Origin of the sequence: Ensifer sp. ENS03, from assembly GCF_014852035.1 — a bacterium.
Lineage (GTDB): Bacteria > Pseudomonadota > Alphaproteobacteria > Rhizobiales > Rhizobiaceae > Ensifer > Ensifer adhaerens.
Genome location: NZ_JACVAV010000005.1, coordinates 197,819 through 217,768, shown reverse-complemented (window position 1 = coordinate 217,768; position 19,950 = coordinate 197,819). Strand labels below are relative to the sequence as shown.

The 19,950-nt window shown below is 63.5% G+C and carries 22 protein-coding genes; 10 read left to right on the top strand and 12 right to left on the bottom strand.

All coding sequences use genetic code 11. The features are described 5' to 3' along the window. Positions 1-132 precede the first annotated feature (132 nt). Positions 133-609: a DUF1036 domain-containing protein gene (locus tag IB263_RS19515; RefSeq protein ID WP_051659725.1), complete on the top strand. Its 477-nt coding sequence runs from the start codon at positions 133-135 to the stop codon at positions 607-609. Beyond that, a complete protein-coding gene (gene pyk, locus IB263_RS19510; RefSeq protein WP_060518631.1) occupies positions 609-2,048 on the top strand; it encodes a pyruvate kinase in 1,440 nt (479 codons plus the stop codon). Before IB263_RS19515 ends, pyk begins: the two co-directional genes overlap by 1 nt. Positions 2,049-2,203: 155 nt before the next feature. Here pyk and IB263_RS19505 read toward each other — a convergent pair whose 3' ends face one another. The 7 genes from IB263_RS19505 to IB263_RS19475 form a co-directional block, all read right to left on the bottom strand. Next, entirely contained in the window at positions 2,204-3,208 is a 1,005-nt protein-coding gene (locus IB263_RS19505) for an alpha/beta fold hydrolase (RefSeq protein ID WP_192438886.1), read from the bottom strand. A 30-nt stretch (positions 3,209-3,238) separates the two neighbouring features. After that, the gene (locus IB263_RS19500; protein WP_192438885.1) at positions 3,239-3,805 is read right to left on the bottom strand and encodes a lasso peptide biosynthesis protein; all 567 of its coding nucleotides are present in this window, start codon (positions 3,803-3,805) and stop codon (positions 3,239-3,241) included. Next, positions 3,774-4,388, bottom strand: coding sequence for a tetratricopeptide repeat protein (locus tag IB263_RS19495; RefSeq protein ID WP_034806119.1), 615 nt, complete (start codon positions 4,386-4,388; stop codon positions 3,774-3,776). The genes IB263_RS19500 and IB263_RS19495 overlap by 32 nt, the downstream gene beginning before the upstream one ends. A 78-nt stretch (positions 4,389-4,466) precedes the next feature. Beyond that, positions 4,467-4,592 (bottom strand): type B 50S ribosomal protein L36, encoded by a 126-nt coding sequence (ykgO, locus tag IB263_RS19490; RefSeq protein WP_034806120.1) that lies wholly within the window; start codon positions 4,590-4,592, stop codon positions 4,467-4,469. Between the two features lie 171 nt (positions 4,593-4,763). Next, positions 4,764-5,819, bottom strand: coding sequence for a 5-(carboxyamino)imidazole ribonucleotide synthase (locus IB263_RS19485; protein ID WP_192438884.1), 1,056 nt, complete (start codon positions 5,817-5,819; stop codon positions 4,764-4,766). Next, positions 5,816-6,280, bottom strand: coding sequence for a 5-(carboxyamino)imidazole ribonucleotide mutase (gene purE / locus IB263_RS19480; protein ID WP_034806641.1), 465 nt, complete (start codon positions 6,278-6,280; stop codon positions 5,816-5,818). Before purE ends, IB263_RS19485 begins: the two co-directional genes overlap by 4 nt. A 54-nt stretch (positions 6,281-6,334) precedes the next feature. Further along, positions 6,335-6,538 carry a YdcH family protein gene (locus IB263_RS19475; RefSeq protein WP_034806122.1) on the bottom strand — a complete coding sequence of 68 codons (204 nt, stop codon included), beginning with the start codon at positions 6,536-6,538 and terminating at the stop codon, positions 6,335-6,337. A gap of 213 nt (positions 6,539-6,751) precedes the next feature. Between IB263_RS19475 and IB263_RS19470 the strand changes: the two genes are divergently transcribed. Continuing rightward, on the top strand, positions 6,752-6,925 hold the full coding sequence (locus IB263_RS19470; RefSeq protein WP_034806123.1) for a YdcH family protein: 174 nt from the start codon (positions 6,752-6,754) through the stop codon (positions 6,923-6,925). Between the two features lie 156 nt (positions 6,926-7,081). Here the strand turns inward: IB263_RS19470 and IB263_RS19465 are convergent, their stop codons facing one another. After that, positions 7,082-7,342: a helix-turn-helix transcriptional regulator gene (locus IB263_RS19465; RefSeq protein WP_034806124.1), complete on the bottom strand. Its 261-nt coding sequence runs from the start codon at positions 7,340-7,342 to the stop codon at positions 7,082-7,084. A 100-nt stretch (positions 7,343-7,442) separates the two neighbouring features. Further along, a complete protein-coding gene (locus tag IB263_RS19460) occupies positions 7,443-8,222 on the bottom strand; it encodes a sulfite exporter TauE/SafE family protein (RefSeq protein WP_034806126.1) in 780 nt (259 codons plus the stop codon). A 106-nt stretch (positions 8,223-8,328) separates the two neighbouring features. Between IB263_RS19460 and IB263_RS19455 the strand changes: the two genes are divergently transcribed. The 6 genes from IB263_RS19455 to IB263_RS19430 all read left to right on the top strand — a co-directional run bounded on the left by IB263_RS19455 (position 8,329) and on the right by IB263_RS19430 (position 15,390). Continuing rightward, a complete protein-coding gene (locus IB263_RS19455; protein ID WP_060518623.1) occupies positions 8,329-8,976 on the top strand; it encodes a thiamine phosphate synthase in 648 nt (215 codons plus the stop codon). A 9-nt stretch (positions 8,977-8,985) separates the two neighbouring features. Then, positions 8,986-10,125 carry a tetratricopeptide repeat protein gene (locus IB263_RS19450; protein WP_060518622.1) on the top strand — a complete coding sequence of 380 codons (1,140 nt, stop codon included), beginning with the start codon at positions 8,986-8,988 and terminating at the stop codon, positions 10,123-10,125. A 271-nt stretch (positions 10,126-10,396) separates the two neighbouring features. Beyond that, positions 10,397-11,197, top strand: coding sequence for an inositol monophosphatase family protein (locus IB263_RS19445; protein WP_034806132.1), 801 nt, complete (start codon positions 10,397-10,399; stop codon positions 11,195-11,197). Positions 11,198-11,450: 253 nt separating this feature from the next. After that, positions 11,451-12,548 carry a MotA/TolQ/ExbB proton channel family protein gene (locus IB263_RS19440; RefSeq protein ID WP_192438883.1) on the top strand — a complete coding sequence of 366 codons (1,098 nt, stop codon included), beginning with the start codon at positions 11,451-11,453 and terminating at the stop codon, positions 12,546-12,548. Positions 12,549-12,551: 3 nt separating this feature from the next. Further along, positions 12,552-13,583 carry a peptidoglycan -binding protein gene (locus tag IB263_RS19435; RefSeq protein ID WP_034806136.1) on the top strand — a complete coding sequence of 344 codons (1,032 nt, stop codon included), beginning with the start codon at positions 12,552-12,554 and terminating at the stop codon, positions 13,581-13,583. A 160-nt stretch (positions 13,584-13,743) separates the two neighbouring features. After that, the gene (locus tag IB263_RS19430; RefSeq protein WP_192438882.1) at positions 13,744-15,390 is read left to right on the top strand and encodes an FAD-binding dehydrogenase; all 1,647 of its coding nucleotides are present in this window, start codon (positions 13,744-13,746) and stop codon (positions 15,388-15,390) included. 250 nt (positions 15,391-15,640) lie between these two features. Here IB263_RS19430 and IB263_RS19425 read toward each other — a convergent pair whose 3' ends face one another. Next, positions 15,641-16,633, bottom strand: a complete 993-nt coding sequence (locus IB263_RS19425; RefSeq protein ID WP_034806138.1) for a tripartite tricarboxylate transporter substrate binding protein — start codon at positions 16,631-16,633, stop codon at positions 15,641-15,643. Between the two features lie 136 nt (positions 16,634-16,769). Next, positions 16,770-18,572, bottom strand: a complete 1,803-nt coding sequence (locus tag IB263_RS19420; RefSeq protein ID WP_060605943.1) for an ABC transporter transmembrane domain-containing protein — start codon at positions 18,570-18,572, stop codon at positions 16,770-16,772. Positions 18,573-18,778: 206 nt separating this feature from the next. On the opposite strand from IB263_RS19420, the gene rpmE reads away from it, so the two are divergent. Next, on the top strand, positions 18,779-19,000 hold the full coding sequence (gene rpmE / locus IB263_RS19415; protein WP_034806140.1) for a 50S ribosomal protein L31: 222 nt from the start codon (positions 18,779-18,781) through the stop codon (positions 18,998-19,000). Positions 19,001-19,420: 420 nt separating this feature from the next. On the opposite strand, the gene IB263_RS19410 is transcribed toward rpmE, so the two are convergent. Further along, positions 19,421-19,939: a DUF1465 family protein gene (locus IB263_RS19410; protein ID WP_034806141.1), complete on the bottom strand. Its 519-nt coding sequence runs from the start codon at positions 19,937-19,939 to the stop codon at positions 19,421-19,423. Positions 19,940-19,950 lie beyond the last annotated feature (11 nt).

The following is a 19,950-nucleotide window of genomic DNA, read 5'->3' as shown; positions in this document are numbered from 1 at the left end:
AGAAAAACGCAACTGTTTATCGAAATCCGAAAGCAATTTACCGATTGTAATCGATTAGAGTTGCGTTGACTTTCGGGCCCACCCGTCGCAAGAAAGTGCCACGCAAATCAAAACGGAGTTCCATCGGAAACCGTGTCCAGATATCCTTTTTCCAAAGCGAAGCCGGGGCTGACGACACTGGGAGGCATCCTCCTGTTTCTCCTGGCAACATCAAGCTCATTTCTTTTCGCCAGCGACGCACGCGCCGACTTCCGTGTGTGCAACGGCACCCAGACACTGGTCGGCGTAGCCATCGGCTACCGGGCCAAGGACGGCTGGATGACGGAAGGCTGGTGGCAGGTGCCTGCCAACACCTGCGCGACCCTGATCGAGGGCGAGCTTCAGTCACGATATTATTATCTTTACGCGGAAGATGCGGCCCGTGGCGGCCGCTGGACCGGTGACGTCAACATGTGCGTTGCCGAGAACGAATTCAAAATCACGGGCGTGCAGGACTGCTTCGCCCGCGGCTTCCAGCGCATGGGATTCAAAGAGTACGACACGGGACGGCAGGGAAGCTGGATGGTTCAGCTTTCGGATCCGTCCGGCACGCAGGAAAGCCAGAATTGATGAAGCGGAACAGAAAAGTCAAAATCCTCGCAACGCTCGGACCGGCGTCTTCGGACGAGCAGATGATCCAGAAGCTGCACGAGGCCGGGGCCGATCTGTTCCGCATCAACATGAGCCACGCGAGCCACGACGTGATGCGCACGCTGGTGCAGCGCATCCGCGCGGTCGAGGCGCGCTGCGGCCGGCCGATCGGCATTCTCGGCGACCTGCAGGGACCGAAGCTGCGTGTCGGCAAGTTCGCCGAAGGCAAGGTCGATCTCAAGGTCGGCCAGACCTTCACGCTCGACAACAAGGACGAGCCTGGCGACAACACCCGTGTCTATCTGCCCCATCCGGAGATCCTCGAAGCGGTCAAGCCCGGCCATCGCCTGCTGATCGACGACGGCAAGCTGCACCTCAAGGCCGAGAAGACCGACGGCAAGAGCATCGTCACGACCGTTGTCGCCGGCACCAAGATCTCCGACCGCAAGGGCGTCAGCCTGCCCGACACGCTGCTTGCCGTCGGTGTGCTGACCGACAAGGACCGTGCCGACCTCGACGCCGTTCTGGCGACCGGTGAATTCGACTGGGTGGCGCTCTCCTTCGTGCAGCGCCCGGAAGACCTAGCCGAAGTTCGCAAGATCGCCCGCGGCCGCGTCGGCCTCATGTCGAAGATCGAGAAGCCACAGGCATTGGACCGGATCGACGAGATCATCGAACTCTCGGACGCGCTGATGGTTGCCCGCGGTGACCTCGGCGTCGAGATGCCGCTGGAATCGGTGCCGGGCCTGCAGAAGCAGCTGACGCGCGCATGTCGCCGCGCCGGCAAGCCGGTGGTGGTCGCCACCCAGATGCTGGAATCGATGATTTCGGCTCCGGTCCCGACGCGTGCCGAAGTCTCCGACGTCGCGACAGCCGTGTTCGAAGGTGCGGACGCCGTCATGCTTTCGGCAGAATCGGCCTCGGGCGAATATCCGGTGGAAGCCGTTTCGACCATGGCGTCGATCGCCAGCAACGTCGAGCGCGACCCGCATTATTCCAGCATCATCTACGCGCAGCGCACGCCGCCGGAAGCCACCGGTGCCGACGCGATTTCGCTTGCGGCCCACCAGATCGCCGAGACGCTGCGGCTCTCTGCCATCGTCTGCTACACCTCGTCGGGTACGACGGGTCTGCGCGCCGCCCGCGAGCGGCCGCAGGTGCCGATCATCGCGCTGTCGCCGATCGTGCAGACGGCGCGCCGCCTTTCGGTCGTCTGGGGCCTGCATTGCGTCGTCACCGAGGATGCGACAGACCTCGACGACATGGTCAACCGCGCATGCCGCATCGTTGCCTCGGAAGGCTTCGGCAAGCCGGGCGAACGCATCATCATTTCGGCCGGCGTGCCGCTCGGTACCCCCGGCGCGACCAACATGCTGCGTATCGCCTATATCGGCTCGGACGGCATGAGCGGCGTCTGACGCCCGCTCTCTTTTTCGGACTGCAACGAAACCCCCGGAGCGCTGATCCGCTCCTGGGGTTTCGTGTTTTGTTGATGATGGCAGCTAGCGGGATAACGGGCGCGCCGAGAAAGGCTGCCAGATGAGGTGCGGCCCCAACGGATGGCCTGGCACGATCAGGGTGTCTTGGCGGCGGCAAGCCTTTCTTCGGCGCGCTTTACTGCCGCATCCAGATCCCCGGGCTTGCCGGCCAGCTTCTCCACCGCGGCGACGATGACATCAGTGACCACATAGTCGGGCTTATGGCCGAGATTGCCGATCCAGAGCAACTCGGCGCCGGGGATATCGCGCGCCAGCCCGCGTGAGTGGACATCGGCCAGCACGATGCCATCGCTGTCGCCGGTGATGATCACCGTCGGTGCGGCGATCTCCCGGTAGCGCGGCGCGGTCGCGGTCAGATAGGCGTGCAGGTTGGCGATGTCGCGGGCATTGCTGAGGAAGGTCGAGGGACGCAGCACGAGATGCGGGCCGGTCTTGTCGATGTAGTCGGCCGGCCGTGGATTGGGCGAAAAGATCGAGTGCGTGCCGCCCTCGATGCGCCGCTGCCCAAGCGGCGTCACCAGCGTGTGGGCGAAGAGCCAGCCGACGAAGGGCAGGGCCGTCAGGCGGTAATACCAGTCGATGCCGCCGGGCCAGGGATGGGTCGCCGGCGCCAGCAGGACGAGGCCGGCGGTCTTGTCCGGGTGGTTGAGGGCGAAGCTCGCTGCAATCGCGCCGCCGAAGGAGTGGCCGACGATCACGGCGCGACGGATGCCGCGCTTGTCCATCAGCTTTGCGGTCGCATCCGCCTGACCGTCCGGCAAGTCGTTTTCCGGCCCGCCGCGCTCCGAGTAGCCGTGGCCCGGGCGATCGACGAACAGCATCTCGGCGCGGCCGTCAAGGGCCGGTGCGAAGGCATGCAGCTGGTCGAGCAGGTTGCCGCTGGCGCCATGGATGAAGACGACGGGCAAGAGGTCGGCTTGTCCGCCGGCGGGCAGGTGTACGCTGTTCATGCGGTAGCCGCCGATGTCGATCAGTTCGCCGACATTGGGAAAGCGCCGGGCGAAGCTACGCGCGTGCCAGAGGCTGTAGGCGACGCCGGCGAGTATCAGTGCAAGGAACAGGAGCGCAACTGGGAACATCGTCTCTATTTGTCTTCCGGCGCCCGGCTTTCAAGGCGTAAGCGAACCCTTGGGGCCACTGGCACTTATCCTTTGCCATTGCGGCCAGATGTCGTCCACGGCGCGCCGGCGGGCCAGTACGAACTCTGGCAGCGCCCCATCCCGGTTGCCTTTGTTGTAGCGGTTGTCCGTGCGATCGACAACGAGGACTGGAGGCGCGCCGAATTGATCGGCTGTGATGTCGACGATGAAATCGCCGCATTCGACCCAGGCATGGCTTTGCCAGCTCTTCCCGCAGTTGAAGCCGAACGGTCCGATTTCAGGCTCCAACGGCCCGCTGCGCGGCGTTCCGCAGACCCAGTCGGCGCTGAAGCCTTGGGTCTTCAAGACGCGCTGCAGGAACAGGCTCGTGCGGCCGCAGGTGCCTTGCGAGGCGATCGTAGGGCGGTCCACGCCGGCGTGACGATGCCATTCCATCCAGATCGGTGCGATGAAACGGCGCGCGGCTGTCGCGATCTTCAGAAGCGACGTCCTGTCGGAGGGGATGGGCGTTGGCGGGCTTGGCAATCGACTGGAACACGCGTTGTCAGGTCTTGCTGCCGGCGAGTTTTTCGGCAAGTTCGCCCAGTTGTTCCTGCGCCTTGCGATCGGCGGGATAAATGTCCAGGAACTGTTCCCAGGCCCGCATGGCAAGCTCATCCTTGCCGGAGGCGCCGAGGATCGCCGCCATGCCGGCAAGCGCGCCAAAGTGGCGGGGCTCGATCGACAGCACGCGATTGATGTCCGACATGGATTTCCGGTAGTTGCCCATCGCGTAATGCAGTGTCGCGCGGCGGTTCCAGCCTTCGACATAATTGGGTGCAAGGGCGATAACCTGGTCGAGGATATCGAGAGCGGCCGGCTGCTTGTTGTCGGTGATCGCCTTGTCGGCCCATTGCATCAGCAGGTTGACGGTGGCGCTGCCGGAATCCTGCCACTCGATGCGGATCTGGTTGGAGAGCTCGCGTGCCTTGTCGGGGTCGCGTTCCTTTTTCAGGTCGGCGAACAGGGTGTCGAGGCGCTGCTTCGGGGTGGTGAGGCTGGTTGCTTCCGGTTGGGTCGAGGCTTCCGCCGCGAAGGAAACATTGCCAGCTCCCGTGGAGGTGGCGAGCAGGGCGGAACACGCCAGAATCAAGGGTATAAAAACTCGCATGGCGAGCATGTTAGCTCGCCACGGAATAACTTCAAAATCAATTCTGGGACATCGCTTGAGCGCTGTCCCCAAGTCCCCTGTCGGGTCTCAGCCCTGACGAGCCTTGAAGCGCGGGTTGGACTTGTTGATGATGTAGATGCGGCCCTTGCGACGAACCAGACGGTTTTCGCGGTGGCGGGTCTTGAGCGACTTGAGCGAATTCTTGATCTTCATTTTCCTGATCCGCAGGTTTCGGGGAATGAAAATTCGCCCGGTATCTCTAACAATCAAAAGCGCGCCCGTGAGCGCGCTCCTTTAAGGTGGGATGGCAAATACCGTGTCACCCCTGGTGTGTCAACCACAAGACGCCCCATTTTGGTGTCTTGCCCCGCATTTCTATGGTCCTCAGCCGCGGACGAGCCGCGTGACGTGGCCCATTTTGCGACCGGCGCGGGCCTCGGTCTTGCCGTAGAGGTGCACCAGCACGTCATCCTCGGCAAGCCATGCGGGGACCGTGTCGAGGTCGTCGCCGATCAGGTTCTGCATGACGCAGTCCGAATGGCGACGCGGATTGCCAAGCGGCAGTCCGGCGACGGCACGGATATGCTGCTCGAACTGCGAGACGACGCAGGCAGCTTCCGTCCAGTGGCCGGAATTGTGCACGCGGGGCGCCATCTCGTTGACGATCAGGCTGCCGTCGGCGAGCACGAAGAACTCGACGCCGATGACGCCGACATAGCCGAGCGCATCGAGGATCGCCTTGGCGGCAACCCGTGCCGCTTCGCCGGCCGCAGCACCGATCTCTGCCGGGACCGTCGAGGTATGGAGGATGCCGTTGCGATGCACGTTTTCCGCCGGATCGAAACAGGCAACGGCGCCATCGGGCGCGCGGGCGGCGATGATCGAGATTTCGCGCTCGAAGGGCACGAAGCTTTCGAGGATCAGCGGTACGCCGCCGAGTGCTGCGAAAGCGCCCGCCGGGCTGTCTGCCGTCGAGCGGAAGACGCGCTGTCCCTTGCCGTCATAGCCGAGGCGACGGGTTTTCAGCACGCCAGTCCCGCCGAAATCCGCAAGGGCCGCTTCAAGGTCGGCCTGGCTGTCGACGGCATGGAAGCGCGCCGTGGCAATGCCGCAGCCGTTGATGAAGCGCTTCTCGGTGAGGCGGTCCTGCGCGACTTCCAGCGCTTTCGGTGGCGGGAAGACGGGGCGTTTTGCCGCCAGTCGCTCGGCAGCCGCGACCGGAACGTTCTCGAATTCATAGGTTATGATGTCGCTGACTTCAGCAAGCTTTCCGAGCGCGGCTTCGTCGTCATAGGCAGCGACGATCTGGTCGTTTGCGACCTGGGCAGCCGGACAGTCGACCTGCGGCTCGAGGATGACCGTGCGGAAGTTCAGTCGGGCGGCTGCCATCGCCAGCATGCGGCCGAGCTGGCCGCCGCCGATAATGCCGATGGTGGTCATGCCTCGTCCACCGGATACTCGGCAACGGCAATGGTCTGCTGTTCGCGCCAGTCGTCGAGCCGGTCGGCGAGGTCCTCGTCGCCAAGCGCAAGGACGGCTGCGGCAAGGAGGGCTGCGTTGACGGCACCGGCGCGGCCGATCGCCAGCGTTCCGACCGGGATGCCGGCCGGCATCTGGACGATCGACAGCAGGCTGTCCTGGCCGGACAGTGCCTTCGACTGCACGGGGACGCCGAAGACCGGCAGCGGCGTCATCGAGGCACACATGCCGGGCAGGTGCGCAGCACCTCCGGCACCGGCGATGATGACCTTGAAGCCCTCGTCGCGGGCGCCCTTGGCGAAGCTGACCAGCCGATCGGGCGTGCGATGGGCCGAAACGATGCGTGCCTCATAGGGAATGTCGAGCGCGTCGAGCGTATCGGCGGCGTTTTTCATCGTCTCCCAGTCCGACTGGCTTCCCATGATGATGGCGACGGGTGGGGTCGTGGTGTCGATCACGTCTGTCCTGTTCCGCGTTCAGGCGATGATATCGGGAATGATCTGGTCTTCGATCTTGCTGATCTTGTCCTTGATCGCCAGCTTCTTCTTCTTCATGCGCTGCACTCTGAGCGCGTCGCAGCCGGTCTCGATCATGGCGTTGATGGCAGCATCATAGTCTTCATGTTCCTGCCTCAGCCGCGCGGCGGTCAGTCTGAGTTCGGCCTGGTCCTGGTCCGGCATGCAAAGCGATCCCCATCAGCCCGGTTGCGAAGTCCTCCTCGAACCGGAATTTCATGCGCCGCTCTATCACATCTTGGGCGGTAACGGGAAGTTATCCCTCGTCATCATTTCGCCTTCGACAAATGAAAAATGGCATGGCACAGTAGTAAGGTTACAACCATGAAACATCCGGCATTTGCGTGCCGGATGCAAGCAAAAGGAAGGGACTGCCAAATGACTGTTGAGGCTCATCTTGCAACGCTTGAGAAAAAACATGGCGCCCTGGAGCAGGAGCTCCACGTAGCGATGAATCAGCCGTCCGTGGAAGACGAACTGATTACCGATATCAAGCGAAGGAAGCTGCGCATCAAGGACGAAATCGAAAGGCTTCGCTCCTCGACTCACTGATTATCAACGGTATTTCCCAGAACCATCGGGAAGCGCCATCTCCCCTCTGAGTAGGCGCAACAAGGTTTAGAACCAATCCCCCACAGTGGAATATACGGAATTTCGGGCCGGGCTTGACGCCCGGTCCTCTTGTTTTCCGGGTCGTCGCTTCCAAGCTCAAGACCAGAACTGGTCGAGCCAGAGGTTGAGGCGGTCAAACCCCGGCCGGTTGATCGCATAGATCCGCCGCGTGCCGCTCGCCGAGACCGAGACCAAATTGCAGTCCAGCAAGGCTTTCAGGTGCTGCGATACGGCCGGACGGCTGATCGGCAAGCCTTCGGCCAGTTCGTTCACGGTTTTCGGCGCGCGCCGCAATTCCTCCAGCAGGTGGCGCCGGTTCGGGTCCGCAATGGCATCGAAAGGGTCCGCGATCGTCATGGGCGGACGTTAGGCGAATTTTTGCAAGGCAGCAAGAATTTTGTGCGGTGCGAAACGCTAATTTTGCATTGCAATATTTCCGTAATACTTGGGTGGCGGCTCAGCCGCCCGCAGCGAGGCCGACGATACCGTCCCAGAGCAGCTTCGAGCCCGCGATGAAGGCCATGCTATACATGAAGGGGTAGAAGATCTGCGGCTTCATGCGGCGAACGATAAAGGCGCCGCACACGGTCGCGACGATCGCCAGCGGAAAGAGCGTCGCCGAGATTTTCAGGTTGCTGAGGTCGAGTTGCCCGAGCGCGAAATAGGGAATGAGCTTCACCGCGTTCAGGATCGCGAAGAAGCGCACGATCGTGCCGGTATATTCGCGCGGGTCGAGCTGCAGTGGCAGCGCGTAGATCTGGAACGGCGGGCCGCCGGCATGCGCAACGAAGCTGCCATAGCCGGCGAACGAGCCCCAAAGCGCTGCCGGCCCGGCCCGCTGCGTCTTCGGCGCGATGGTGATGCCGAGGCGCATGCGCCAGATGTTGTAGACGTAGCGAAGCACGAAGAGCACGGTGATCAGGCCGATGATCAGGCGGAGCAGGTCACGCGAGACATAGGCGGAGGTTGCCCAGCCGATGACGATGCCGGCAATGGCGCCGGGCAAAAGCATGAAAAGGGTCTTGCGGTCGCCATGCTTGCGCCACATCCAGAGCGATACAAGATCCATCGCGATCAGGATCGGCAGGAGAAGGGCGGCGGCCTGGACGGGCGACACCGCCATCGACAAGATCGGTACACCCATGAGCGAAAGTGCTTCCCCCATGCCGCCCTTGCTGAGGCCGACAAGCAGAACGGCCGGGATGGCGATAAGGTAGAAGTCGAGATCCGGAAGCATGGGTGGCTGTTGATCCTTTTGCAGTCTCCGTCTATCGGTTTTCGGAAATGAAATCGAGCGCTGGTTTCGCGGCTTACGCGGCACAGCCGGAAATGGATATCTGAGCATGACAACAGAACGCTGCCGCCTGGTGCTGATCGCGCCCGACATGCCCGATGCGGCGGAACGTGCCAAGGTACTAGCCGACGCGCTCAAGGGTGGCGACGTCGCCTCGGTGATCGTGCCGCAATACGGGCTCGACGATAGCGAGTTCCAGAAGCATGCCGAGCGCCTGGTGCCGGTCATCCAGGAGGCGGGCGCCGCAGCACTGATCGCGGGTGACTCGCGCGTTGCCGGTCGCGCCAAGGCGGATGGCCTGCATGTTGCCGGCAATGCCGAAGTGCTCGGTGAGGCGGTCGAGAAGCACACGCCGAAGCTGATCGTCGGCGGCGGCAACGCGGCCGACCGCCACCATGCGCTGGAGATCGGCGAAGTGCGCCCGGACTACGTGTTCTTCGGCAGGACCGACGGCGACATCAAGCCGGAGGCGCATTCGAAGAACCTCGCGCTTGCCGAATGGTGGGCGTCGATGATCGAGATCCCGTGCATCGTCATGGGCGGCACCGATCCGCAATCGGCGCTTGCAGTGGCGGAGACCGGCGCCGAGTTTGTGGCGCTTCGTCTGGCCGTCTTCGGTGAGCCGGAACAGGCGCCCTCCGTCGTTGCCGCGGTCAACGCGTTGCTTGACGAAAAAGCGCCACGGTTTGAAGATTAAGACGTTTCGATGTTGAACCGTCCGTCTTCCAGATTGAGTCGAGGTCTTTCCCTTGTCGCCCTGGCCGTTGCCCTGGCGCTGCCGGCGCATGCGCAGGAGAAGCCGTCCGCAAGCGACGATGCCGGCGTCGAAAAGCGTGGCCGCATCACGCCCTTCAACGGCGCGGCGATGCCCGAAGGAGCCGAGACTGGCGACAAGTCGAACTCGGCTCCGGACAAGAAGCCGGCGGACGGCACGGCGCCATCTGGAGGCGTGGGTGTCTTTGATCGCATGGGCGCCGAATTGCCGGCGCTGCCGGCCGAAAAACCCTTCGCCGGCAAGGTCGACGACGCCTACGGCGCGTTTCAGCGCGGCTATTACCTGACCGCGATGGATCTGGCGCTGCCACGGGCGCAGCTCGGCGATCCTGCGGCACAGACGCTCATTGCCGAAATCTTGCAGCAGGGGCTTGGCGTCGTGCGCAACCCGCAGCAGGCTGCCTTCTGGTATGGCCAGGCGGCGGAAAAAGGCGACCCGGCGGCGATGTTCAAATATGCCCTGATCCTGATGGAGGGGCGCTACGCCAAGCGTGACCGGAAAAAGTCCGAAGAGCTGATGAAGAAGGCGGCCGATCTCGGCAATGGCTCGGCACAGTTCAATTACGGCCAGACGCTCGTTGCCGACAATCCCGGGCCGAAGGGATTGAAGCTGGCGATGCCCTATTACGAGAAGTCGGCCGAACAGGGCATTGCCGACGCGCAATATGCGTTGTCGCAGATCCTGGTCAATGTCGACGGCATCGAGGAAAGCAAGCGGGCGCGTGCCCGCGAATGGCTGATCCGTGCGGCGCGGGCGGGCTTCGATACCGCCCAGTTGGACATCGCGATCTGGATGATCGAAGGCATTGCCGGTGATCGGAACCTGGAGGACGGCTTCGGCTGGATGCGCCGGGCGGCCGAGGGCGGCAACGTGGTGGCGCAGAACCGTCTCTCGCATCTCTATGTCAATGCCATCGGCACGAGGCCCAACCCGGTCGAGGCGGCGAAATGGTATGTGCTGTCACGCCGTGCCGGTCTCAAGGACGATGCGCTCGAGGACTTCTACCTCGGTCTCAATGAAGAGCAGCAGAAGCAGGCGCTGAGTGCGGCCAACAGGTATCGCCGGAGCTGAGCGAGGCGGAATCCCGTCGCCGCCGGCCGGCAAAAATGCTATTTCGCTTGAACTCGCGGGGCTTTTGTGGTTCTGAGGCCGCGGTTTTGCTCGTGGCGCCATGACAGTGGCAGCAATGCGCGAGCGGAGTGAGACTTCACTCGGTTTTTTGACGACGGAACACGGTTTGCAGCTTGCTCTTGGGGCCGGCAATGCGCCTATGTTTCGTCAAGCAGGTTCAACGTCCGATCGAACGCGTTCGATCGGCCTTCGTTTTTCAAGGGATCGCCAGATGGCCCGTTCAGCACTTCTCAATGTCATGGTTCAGGCCGCCTTCAAGGCGGGCAAGTCGTTGTCCCGCGATTTCGGCGAAGTCCAGAACCTGCAGGTCTCGCTCAAGGGACCGGGCGACTATGTTTCGCAGGCCGATCGTAAGGCCGAAAAGCTCATTCGCGAAGAACTCCTGAAGGCTCGCCCGACCTATGGCTTCCTCGGCGAGGAAGGCGAAGAGATCATCGGCACCGACGGTGCGCACCGCTGGATCGTCGATCCGCTCGACGGCACCACCAACTTCCTGCACGGCATTCCGCATTTCGCAGTTTCGATCGCACTGGAGCGCCAGGGCGAGATCGTCGGCGCTGTCGTCTTCAACCCGGCAACCGATGAACTCTACACGGCCGAGCGCGGCGGTGGCGCCTTCCTCAACGACCGTCGTCTGCGCGTCGCTGCGCGCAAGCATCTTTCCGATGCCGTCATCGCCACCGGCACGCCGCATCTTGGCCGCGGCAACCACGGCAAGTACCTGATCGAACTGCGCCATGTGATGGGCGAAGTTGCAGGTATCCGCCGCATGGGTTCGGCTGCGCTCGATCTTGCCTATGTCGCTGCCGGCCGTTTCGACGGCTACTGGGAGCGCGACCTTGCCGCTTGGGATATTGCCGCCGGTGTGCTTCTCATTCGCGAAGCCGGTGGTTGGACGCACGATATCAACGGCGGCGCCCGCCCGGTCGATGACGGTTCGGTCATCTGCGGCAACGAATACATCGTCAAGGCGCTGACGGAAGTCGTTCACCGCCCGGTGCCGACGAAGTAAGTCGCAATCCCGTTTGTTCCGAAGCCTCCGATGCGCATCCCGCATCGGAGGCTTTGTTTTTGGCGCGAAGCTGGGCGGTGCAACACGACACCGCCACAGGCCTGTGCCTAACTGGCGACCTGCAGGCCGTGGCGTGATCCCGGCTGCATACACAAATTGGCCCTTGAATCGATTTCGGTTTCAGGAATTATGCGATAGGCTCCGGGCCGGCGCGGCGCCGTTCCGTCAAGTGAAGCGGGAGATACTCATACCCATGACGAAACTGCATCTGTCCGGGTGGAACGGTCGGGAAGGTATGGAAGACGGCTACAACCCGCACAAGCTCTCGAGCCCCATGCACTATTTCTGGACGATGGTGGTCTTTCTGATCATCGTCGGCTTCGTGGGTGCAATCCTCTTCCGTCAGGCCCAAAACGCCTTTCTCGCCAATCCGGGCCTCAACGGCCTGATCCTCGGTGTCCTTCTGATCGGCATCCTGCTCGTCTTCAACCACGTGCTGGGCTTGCGCCCCGAGGTGCGCTGGTTCAACTCGTTTCGTGCCGCCGGCAACGCGGACAAGGTCGGGCGCGATCCGGTGCTGCTTGCGCCGATGCGGGCGCTGATCGGCGGTCGCCAGACGGCGATCTCGACCACGGCGCTGCGGTCGATCCTCGATTCCATCGCCACCCGCCTCGACGAATCGCGCGACATTTCGCGTTACCTGACCGGGCTTCTGGTGTTTCTCGGCCTGCTCGGCACCTTCTGGGGCCTTCTTGGAACGATCGGCTCGATCAACACGGTCATCCAGTCTCTGGATGCCGGATCGGGAACGACGGAAGACATCCTCTCGGCGCTGAAGAATGGCCTGTCGGCACCGCTCACCGGCATGGGCACGGCGTTTTCGACGTCGCTTTTCGGCCTTTCCGGTTCGCTGATCCTCGGCTTTCTCGATCTGCAGGCCGGGCGCGCGCAGAACCGCTTCTACACCGAGCTTGAAAACTGGCTCTCCTCCGTGACGGACGTCGGCTCGGAACTTTCGCCGGCGCTCGATCTGCCCGCCGGCGCGCCGGTCGAGGAGCTGAAGAGGCTCACCGACCAGCTCGTCCGCCTCAACCATGAGGGCGGCGCGAACCAGCGCACGACCGCGGCCATGGCGAGCCTCGCCGAAGGCATTCAGGGGCTGGTCAAGAACATGCGCGGCGAACAGCAGATGCTGCGGGATTGGATCGAGGCTCAGCAGGACGAAGCCAAGGCGATGCGCAAGACGCTCGACAAGCTGGCATCGCGGGTCGGCATCTCCGACCGGTCGCCTGCGCATGACAAGCCGGCCGTGTCGGCCAAGGCGCGCGTGGAAGAGGCCGGAGGAGAGTAATCCATGGCGCTTGCCCGAAAAGGCCGCTCTCAGCGCACGATCGACTATTGGCCGGGCTTCGTCGACGCACTGTCGACGCTGCTGCTGTCGATCATGTTCCTGCTGACCGTCTTCGTCCTTGCACAGTTTCTGCTCAGTCGCGAAATCAGCGGCAAGGACGAGGTGCTGACGCGGCTGAACAGCCAGATCAACGAACTCACCCAGCTTCTGGCGCTCGAAAAGAGCGGCAAGCAGGATCTCGAGGATTCGCTTGCCAATCTGCAGGCGTCGCTCGCCACGTCCGAAGGCGAACGTTCACGGCTGCAGGCCCTGCTCGACCAGGGCGCCGGGAGCACGGACGCCGCCAACCAGAAGATCGGCCGTCTCGGCTCTGAGCTTGAGACCGAGCGTGAAGTCAGCGCCCGAGCCATGAGCCAGATCGAGCTGCTGAACCAGCAGATCGCCGCGCTCCGCAGCCAGATCGCCGCCATCGAAGTCGCGCTTCAGGCGTCGGAAGCCAAGGACCAGCAGTCGCAGACCAAGATCGCCGATCTCGGACGCCGGCTGAACGTGGCGCTTGCCCAGCGGGTGCAGGAACTCAACCGCTACCGCTCGGACTTCTTCGGACGCCTCCGGGAAATTCTTTCCGACCGTGAAAACATCCGCATCGTCGGCGACCGCTTCGTCTTCCAGTCGGAGGTGCTGTTTCCCTCTGGTGGCAACGACCTCAATCCGGAAGGGCAGGCGGAAATGGCCAAGCTCGCCACCGCGCTGCTCGACCTCGCCAAGGAAATCCCCGCCGAAATCAACTGGGTGCTGCGCGTCGACGGCCACACGGACAATGTGCAGCTTTCAGGCGCCGGGCGCTTCGCCGACAACTGGGAGCTTTCGTCGGCGCGTGCGACCTCCGTGGTCAAGTTCCTGATCTCGAAGGGCGTGCCAGCAGATCGGCTGGTGGCTGCGGGCTTTGGCGAGTACCAGCCGATTGCACCGGGTGAAACCCCTGAGGCGCGCGCGCAGAACCGCCGCATCGAGCTCAAGCTGACCGAGAAATAGACTTCGCTCTCCGCGTATCCCGTCGTCGGGCGACGCAGCCTGACGCTTGAATTGACCTTGACGTACGCGTAACAATTTCTGCAGCCATTCAGATGGCTGCGGCGGCCTTTGCGTGTCAGTGCGTGGGGGGCCGGATGGGATGCGAGGGAGAGAGCATTTCATGGATTGCGACGTTTTGGTTATCGGCGCGGGGCTTGCCGGCCTTGTCGCCACAGCGGAGGCGGCGGCACTCGGCCGCAGGGTCATCGTGCTCGACCAGGAAGGGGAACAGAACCTTGGTGGACAGGCCTTCTGGTCGCTTGGCGGCCTGTTCTTTGTCGACAGCCCTGAACAGCGCCGCATAGGCATCCGCGACACCCGCGAGCTTGCCGGGCAGGACTGGGTGGGCTCCTCGCAGTTCGACCGTCCGGAGGATCACTGGCCACGGCTCTGGGCCGAAGCCTATCTCGACTTTGCCGCGGGCGAGAAGCGCTCCTGGCTGCACTCGCTCGGCATGCGCTGGTTTCCCGTGGTCGGCTGGGCGGAGCGCGGCGGTGGGCTCGCCCACGGGCACGGCAATTCGGTGCCGCGCTTTCACGTCACCTGGGGTACCGGCCCGGCGGTGCTCGAACCGTTCATCCGGTTGACGCGGGAGGCGGAAAGTCGTGGTCTCGTACGCTTCCGCTTCCGCCATCGGGTGGATGAACTTGTGACCACCGAAGGCCGCGTGACGGGTGCGCGCGGTGCGCTGCTCAAGGACGATCCGGTCGGGCGCGGTGAACGCAGCTCCCGCGACATCGTCGGCGATTTCGAGATTTCGGCGGGCGCGGTCGTCGTCACGTCAGGCGGTATCGGCGGAAACCATGATCTGGTGCGCCGCAACTGGCCGCGCAAGCGGCTCGGCCAGCCGCCGGCGACGATGGTTGCGGGTGTGCCCCACCATGTCGACGGGCGCATGCTGGAGATCGCCAGCCAGGCGCGCGGCGCGGTCATCAATGCGGATCGCATGTGGCACTATACGGAGGGGTTGAAGAACTTCGATCCGATCTGGCCGGACCATGGCATCCGCATCCTGCCGGGGCCTTCGTCCTTCTGGTGCGACGCCGACGGCAACCGTTTTCCGGCGCCGGCCATGCCCGGCTTCGATACGCTCGGCACGTTGAAGGCGATTCGCGACAGCGGTCATGATTACAGCTGGTTCGTGCTGACGCGGGCGATCATCAAAAAGGAGTTCGCGCTTTCCGGTTCGGAGCAGAATCCCGATCTCACCGGCAAGAGCATCACCCTTCTGTTAAAGCGGCTCGGCAAGAACCCGCCGGGGCCGGTCCAGGCGTTCATGGACAAGGGCGAGGATTTCATCGTCCGCGATCGTCTCGAAGACCTGGTGCCGGCGATGAATGCGCTGACCGGTGAGAACCGGCTGTCACTGGAGCACTTGCGGCAGCAGATCGTGGCGCGCGACCGGGAAATTACCAACGCATTCTCCAAGGACGCGCAGGTGACCGCGATCCGCGGTGCGCGCGCCTATCGCGGCGACCGGCTGCTACGCACGGCCAAACCGCATCGGCTGCTCGATCCCAAAGCCGGCCCACTGATTGCCGTTCGGCTGCATATCCTGACGCGCAAGACGCTGGGCGGGCTTCAAACCAACCTGTCAGGCCAGGTGTTGGAGCAATCGGGCGAGCCGGTGCCCGGTCTCTACGCTGCCGGCGAAGTCGCCGGCTTCGGCGGGGGCGGCATGCATGGCTACAACGCGCTCGAAGGCACGTTCCTCGGCGGCTGCATCTTTTCCGGCCGGGCCGCGGGGCGGGGTGCTGCCGGGGCGTGATGGCTCCTTGCCGCGTATTTGCCCCTCATCCTAGCCCTCTTCTCGTCAAGCGGGGAGGTGACGGTCGATTGTGCAACGATACCCTCACGTGTAATCGCCGCCGAGGCGGCGCGGTACATCGAGGTTCAGGCAACCGAGTAACATCGTATGTGCTTGGCGCATACGCACGGAGCGCGCCACAAGTACCTTCTCCCCGCCTGCGGGGAGAAGGTGGCGGCAGCCGAATGAGGGGCCTCGCTCGTTCTGATCGTCAATCCATCTGCACATTGGCATCACGAACGACCGGCGTCCACTTCGCCAGTTCGGCTTTCACATGGGCTTCCAGCTCTTCCGGCGTCGAGCCGACGATCGTGGCGCTGAATTCCTTCATGCGCTCGACGACAGCGGGATCCTTCAGCGCCTTGTTGGCCGCCTCGTTGAGGCGGGCGACGACCGGCTGAGGCGTGTTGGCCGGGGCAAAGAGCGCATTCCAAGTGTAGGTCTCGTAGCCCGGAATGCCGGCCTCGGCGACTGTCGGCACATCCGGGAAGGACGGTGCCCGTTCCGCCGTGGTCACCGCAAGCGCCCTCAGCGTTCCCGCCTTGATGTGGCTGGAGGAGGAGGGGAGGTTGTCGAACATGATCGGCACCTGGTTGCCGATGACATCGTTCAGCGCCGGGCCTGCGCCCTTGTAGGGGATGTGCTGCATGCTGACGCCGGCCATCTTCTTGAAGAGTTCGCCGGAGAGGTGCAGCGGCGTGCCGTTGCCGGAAGACGCATAGCTGTACTCGTCGGGCTTGGCCTTCAGGAGTGCCAGCAGTTCCGCAACGTCCTTGGCCGGGAGTTCCGGATTGACGACGAGCACGTTGGGCACGACGACGAGCAGGGAGATCGGCGCGAAATCCTTTTCGGGATCGTAGGGCTTGGTCTTCAGGATCAGCGGATTGAGCGCGTGGGTGGCGACCGTGCCCATCAGGATCGTATAGCCGTCCGGATCGGCGCGGGCGACATTGTCTGCGCCGAGATTGCCACCGGCGCCGGCAACGTTCTGGACGATCACCTGTTGGCCGAGGTCCTCCGACATTTTCTGCGCGACGATGCGGGCAACCACGTCGGTGGAACCGCCGGCGGCAAAGGGAACGACGAGCGTTATCGGCCGGTCGGGGAAGTCCTGGGCCAGTGCCGTCGAGCCAAGGGGCAGCGCCGTCAGCGCCATCAGGCCCAGCGCCAGAGTGGCACGCCGGGTCAGGTGCGAAAATGCCATGCGGTAGTCCTCCCGATCAATTCAGCAGAAAGCGATACCGGCCTCCTCGGCCGGCCCCCTAACAATAGGGCTCGGCCTCCCGTCGGCAACCGCTTTACGGCAAATCGGAGGACGCTTTTCGCGCCGTGCGGTGCGTTTAGCTCTGCACGTTGACGAACAGGGCCTCTGCGCCATGGTTGAACTGCAGCCGCGCAAGCTTGGCGTAGAGTCCGCCTTGACGGATGAGGGAGGCGTGGGTTCCTTCCTCGACGATGCGGCCATGGTCCAGCACCAGGATACGATCGGCCTTCAGCACGGTCGCCAGCCGATGGGCGATGATGATGGTCGAGCGCTCGTGCAGCAGGCCGTCGAGCGCCTTCTGGACCAGCGTCTCGCTCTCGGCGTCGAGGGCCGAGGTTGCTTCGTCGAGAAGCAGCACCGGCGCGTTCTTGAGGATGGCGCGGGCGATGGCGATGCGCTGGCGCTGGCCGCCGGAAAGTGTAACGCCACGTTCGCCGACATAGGTGTCGTAACCCTTGTCGAGCCTGTTGATGAACTCGTCCGCCTGCGCGGCGACGGCGGCGGCACGCACCGCCTCGCGGCTGGCATTCGGCATGCCGAAGGCGATGTTGTCATGCACGGACGAGGCGAACATCGTCACATCCTGCGGCACGATCGCAATGCGGTCGCGCAGATCCTTCGGATCGACGGTGCGAATGTCGACGCCATCAACGCGCACTGCGCCCTTGGCAGGGTCGTAGAAGCGAAGCAGCATGGAGAACACAGTGCTCTTGCCGGCGCCGGACGGTCCGACGATCGCAACGGTCTCGCCGGGCGCGATGTTGAAGCTGAGGCCGTTGAGGCTCTTGTAGTCGGGTCGCGACGGGTAGGCGAAATGAACGTCGTCGAAGGCGATGGCGCCGGTCGCCGGGATCGGCATGGCGACCGGATTTTCCGGCGCCTGGATCTCGGGGATTTCGGTAAGAAGCTCGTTCAGCCGCTCGGCAGCACCCGCTGCCTGCGAAAGCTCGCCCCAGACTTCCGAGAGCGAACCGAGGCTGCCCGCGGCAAAGACCGAGTAGAGCAGGAACTGGCTGAGCGTGCCGGCGGAGAGATTGCCTGACAGCACGTCGTGCGCGCCGAACCAGAGCACGGCGACGACGCTGCCGAACACCATGGTGATGGCGAAAGCGGTCAGCACCGAGCGCGCCTTGATCGCGGCGCGCGCGGCGCCATAGGCATCCTCGACGGCGGCTCCGAAGTGGCTGTTGGCAAGCCCTTCGCCGTTAAAGGCCTGGACTGTGCGCGATGCGGCAATCGCCTCGCCGGCATAGGCCGAGGCGGCAGCGAGCGTGTCCTGCGCCTGGCGCGAGCGGCGGCGGACGGAACGGCCGAAGCCGACGAGCGGGAAGACGATGATCGGAATGGCGATCAGTACCAAGCTCGACAGCTTGGGGCTGGTATAGACCATCATGCCGATGGCGCCGAGACACAGGATCAGGTTGCGCAGCGCGACCGAGGCGGTGGCGCCGACCGCGGATTTTACCTGCGTGGTGTCGGCGGTCAGCCGCGAGACGATCTCGCCGGACTGGTTGACGTCGAAGAAGGAGGCGGAAAGGCGGGTGACGCGATCGAAGACATTGCGCCTCAAGTCGGCAACGATGCGCTCGCCGAGCGTGATGACGAAGTAGTAGCGCGCCGCACTCGCCAGCGCGAGCACGATGGCGAGCATCATCAGCATCGAGAAGTAGGTGTTGATGAAGCCGCTGTCGGGACTGGAGAAACCGTTGTCGACCATCCGCCTAACAGCGAGCGGCAGCGCCAGCGTGGTCACGGCAGCGAGGATCAGCGAAATGCCGGCGCCGACGACCAGATGGCGGTAGCGGGCGAGATAGGGGAGGAGCGTGGCGAGCGGGCGGATGGACTTGCGCGCAGGCGCCTGGTTTTCTCTTGACGACACTTGACCCCTTTCGCCAGACACGGAGGAAGGGATTGCCCATGAGTCTTCCGTGCGGCACTTGTTATCGCGCAGACCTTGATGTATAGGCACGGCATCGAATTGGGAAGCCGTGGCCGTTCAGCCGGTGCGCGGCTTCATTTACGTGTTCGGTCTCGAAGTCGCAATGCCTTGCGACAATTGGACCCTGGAACTCTAGGAAGATCGTTATGAAGGCAGACATCCATCCCGATTACCACGTCATCAAGGTAGTCATGACCGACGGCACCGAATACGAAACCCGCTCGACCTGGGGTTCTGAAGGCGCCACCATGAACCTGGAAATCGACCCCAAGTCGCACCCGGCCTGGACCGGCGGTAACCAGCAGCTCATGGACCGCGGCGGCCGCGTCTCCAAGTTCAAGAAGCGCTTCGAAGGCCTCGGCCTCTAATCGAGCGCCTCTTCGGCAGATTCAAAAAGCCCGGGTCATTTGGCCCGGGCTTTTTTCTGTCTTGGTTCTGGGGGATAGGCCGGGCGAGGCGGTGACATGGCGCCGTGCCATGGACGCGCTGTGGCCACTGGCGCTCCGTCGCTGTGCCAGGCAGGGAGCAGGATGACGGCGTTATGTCGCGGTTCCTGACCCGACCAGCCGGCGCTTTTCGCAAGCGGTAACGCCTCTTCCGTCAGGAGATCGAGATGCCCTTGTGTGGCGTCGATCGGATAGGCGCCCTCGGTGAGGTTTCTCCAGGAGTTTTCGCAGTCGAGGCCAGGGCGCGCCAGCGCCGCCATGTGCTGCCGGTCGCAACGAAAAACCCGCCGGCAAATGCTGTTGCGGCGGGTTTGATTTCTCAGGTCTATTTTCTGCGCGGCGTCAGTTGGTTCCGAAGGCCGTCTGCAGCAGCTTGATCTGCGCCTTGACGCCGTTCTGGTTGTCCGGGACGATCGCGGCCGCTTCGTTCGGGCGATAGATCTCGCGGTCGAGCAGGGCGACGCGGTTCTGCAGGCGCAACGAGCGCTCGATCAGGTCGCGGAAGGATTCCGGCAGTTCGGCCCAGCCGGGCGCCGCCTTGTCGACGTTGAAGCTGTCGAGGCGAACCTTGCTCTTTTCCGACATCACCTGATCGCGGCTCATCTCGCCGTTGTTGACGGCGCGCTGCAGGAGCAGCCAGGAAGCCATCTGCATCAGGCGGGTGGTGAGCCGCATGGATTCGGCTGCATAGAGAACCGATGCCATGCGCGGCAGGACCTTGGAAGCGGCGCGGCCGGGTCCGTCGAGATAGGTGGCCGTTTCCTCGACCAGTCCCATGCCTTCCGAATAGAGGGTCTTGAATTGTGCCGAGGACGCCGCGTGTCCTGCGAAACTGACCGTATTCAATCCTCTCTCGGACATGACCTGTTTTT

Coding starts and splice junctions, on each gene's coding strand:
- IB263_RS19495 (WP_034806119.1), bottom strand. CDS start 4,388: ATGCTCGCCATGCGAGTTTTTATACCCTTGATTCTGGCGTGTTCCGCC.
- IB263_RS19485 (WP_192438884.1), bottom strand. CDS start 5,819: ATGACCACCATCGGCATTATCGGCGGCGGCCAGCTCGGCCGCATGCTG.
- IB263_RS19465 (WP_034806124.1), bottom strand. CDS start 7,342: ATGACGATCGCGGACCCTTTCGATGCCATTGCGGACCCGAACCGGCGC.
- purE (WP_034806641.1), bottom strand. CDS start 6,280: ATGGGAAGCCAGTCGGACTGGGAGACGATGAAAAACGCCGCCGATACG.
- IB263_RS19440 (WP_192438883.1), top strand. CDS start 11,451: ATGACGAAACTGCATCTGTCCGGGTGGAACGGTCGGGAAGGTATGGAA.
- IB263_RS19450 (WP_060518622.1), top strand. CDS start 8,986: ATGTTGAACCGTCCGTCTTCCAGATTGAGTCGAGGTCTTTCCCTTGTC.
- ykgO (WP_034806120.1), bottom strand. CDS start 4,592: ATGAAGATCAAGAATTCGCTCAAGTCGCTCAAGACCCGCCACCGCGAA.
- IB263_RS19445 (WP_034806132.1), top strand. CDS start 10,397: ATGGCCCGTTCAGCACTTCTCAATGTCATGGTTCAGGCCGCCTTCAAG.
- IB263_RS19505 (WP_192438886.1), bottom strand. CDS start 3,208: ATGTTCCCAGTTGCGCTCCTGTTCCTTGCACTGATACTCGCCGGCGTC.
- IB263_RS19470 (WP_034806123.1), top strand. CDS start 6,752: ATGACTGTTGAGGCTCATCTTGCAACGCTTGAGAAAAAACATGGCGCC.
- IB263_RS19425 (WP_034806138.1), bottom strand. CDS start 16,633: ATGGCATTTTCGCACCTGACCCGGCGTGCCACTCTGGCGCTGGGCCTG.
- IB263_RS19455 (WP_060518623.1), top strand. CDS start 8,329: ATGACAACAGAACGCTGCCGCCTGGTGCTGATCGCGCCCGACATGCCC.
- pyk (WP_060518631.1), top strand. CDS start 609: ATGAAGCGGAACAGAAAAGTCAAAATCCTCGCAACGCTCGGACCGGCG.
- IB263_RS19430 (WP_192438882.1), top strand. CDS start 13,744: ATGGATTGCGACGTTTTGGTTATCGGCGCGGGGCTTGCCGGCCTTGTC.
- IB263_RS19410 (WP_034806141.1), bottom strand. CDS start 19,939: ATGTCCGAGAGAGGATTGAATACGGTCAGTTTCGCAGGACACGCGGCG.
- IB263_RS19460 (WP_034806126.1), bottom strand. CDS start 8,222: ATGCTTCCGGATCTCGACTTCTACCTTATCGCCATCCCGGCCGTTCTG.
- rpmE (WP_034806140.1), top strand. CDS start 18,779: ATGAAGGCAGACATCCATCCCGATTACCACGTCATCAAGGTAGTCATG.
- IB263_RS19475 (WP_034806122.1), bottom strand. CDS start 6,538: ATGCCGGACCAGGACCAGGCCGAACTCAGACTGACCGCCGCGCGGCTG.
- IB263_RS19435 (WP_034806136.1), top strand. CDS start 12,552: ATGGCGCTTGCCCGAAAAGGCCGCTCTCAGCGCACGATCGACTATTGG.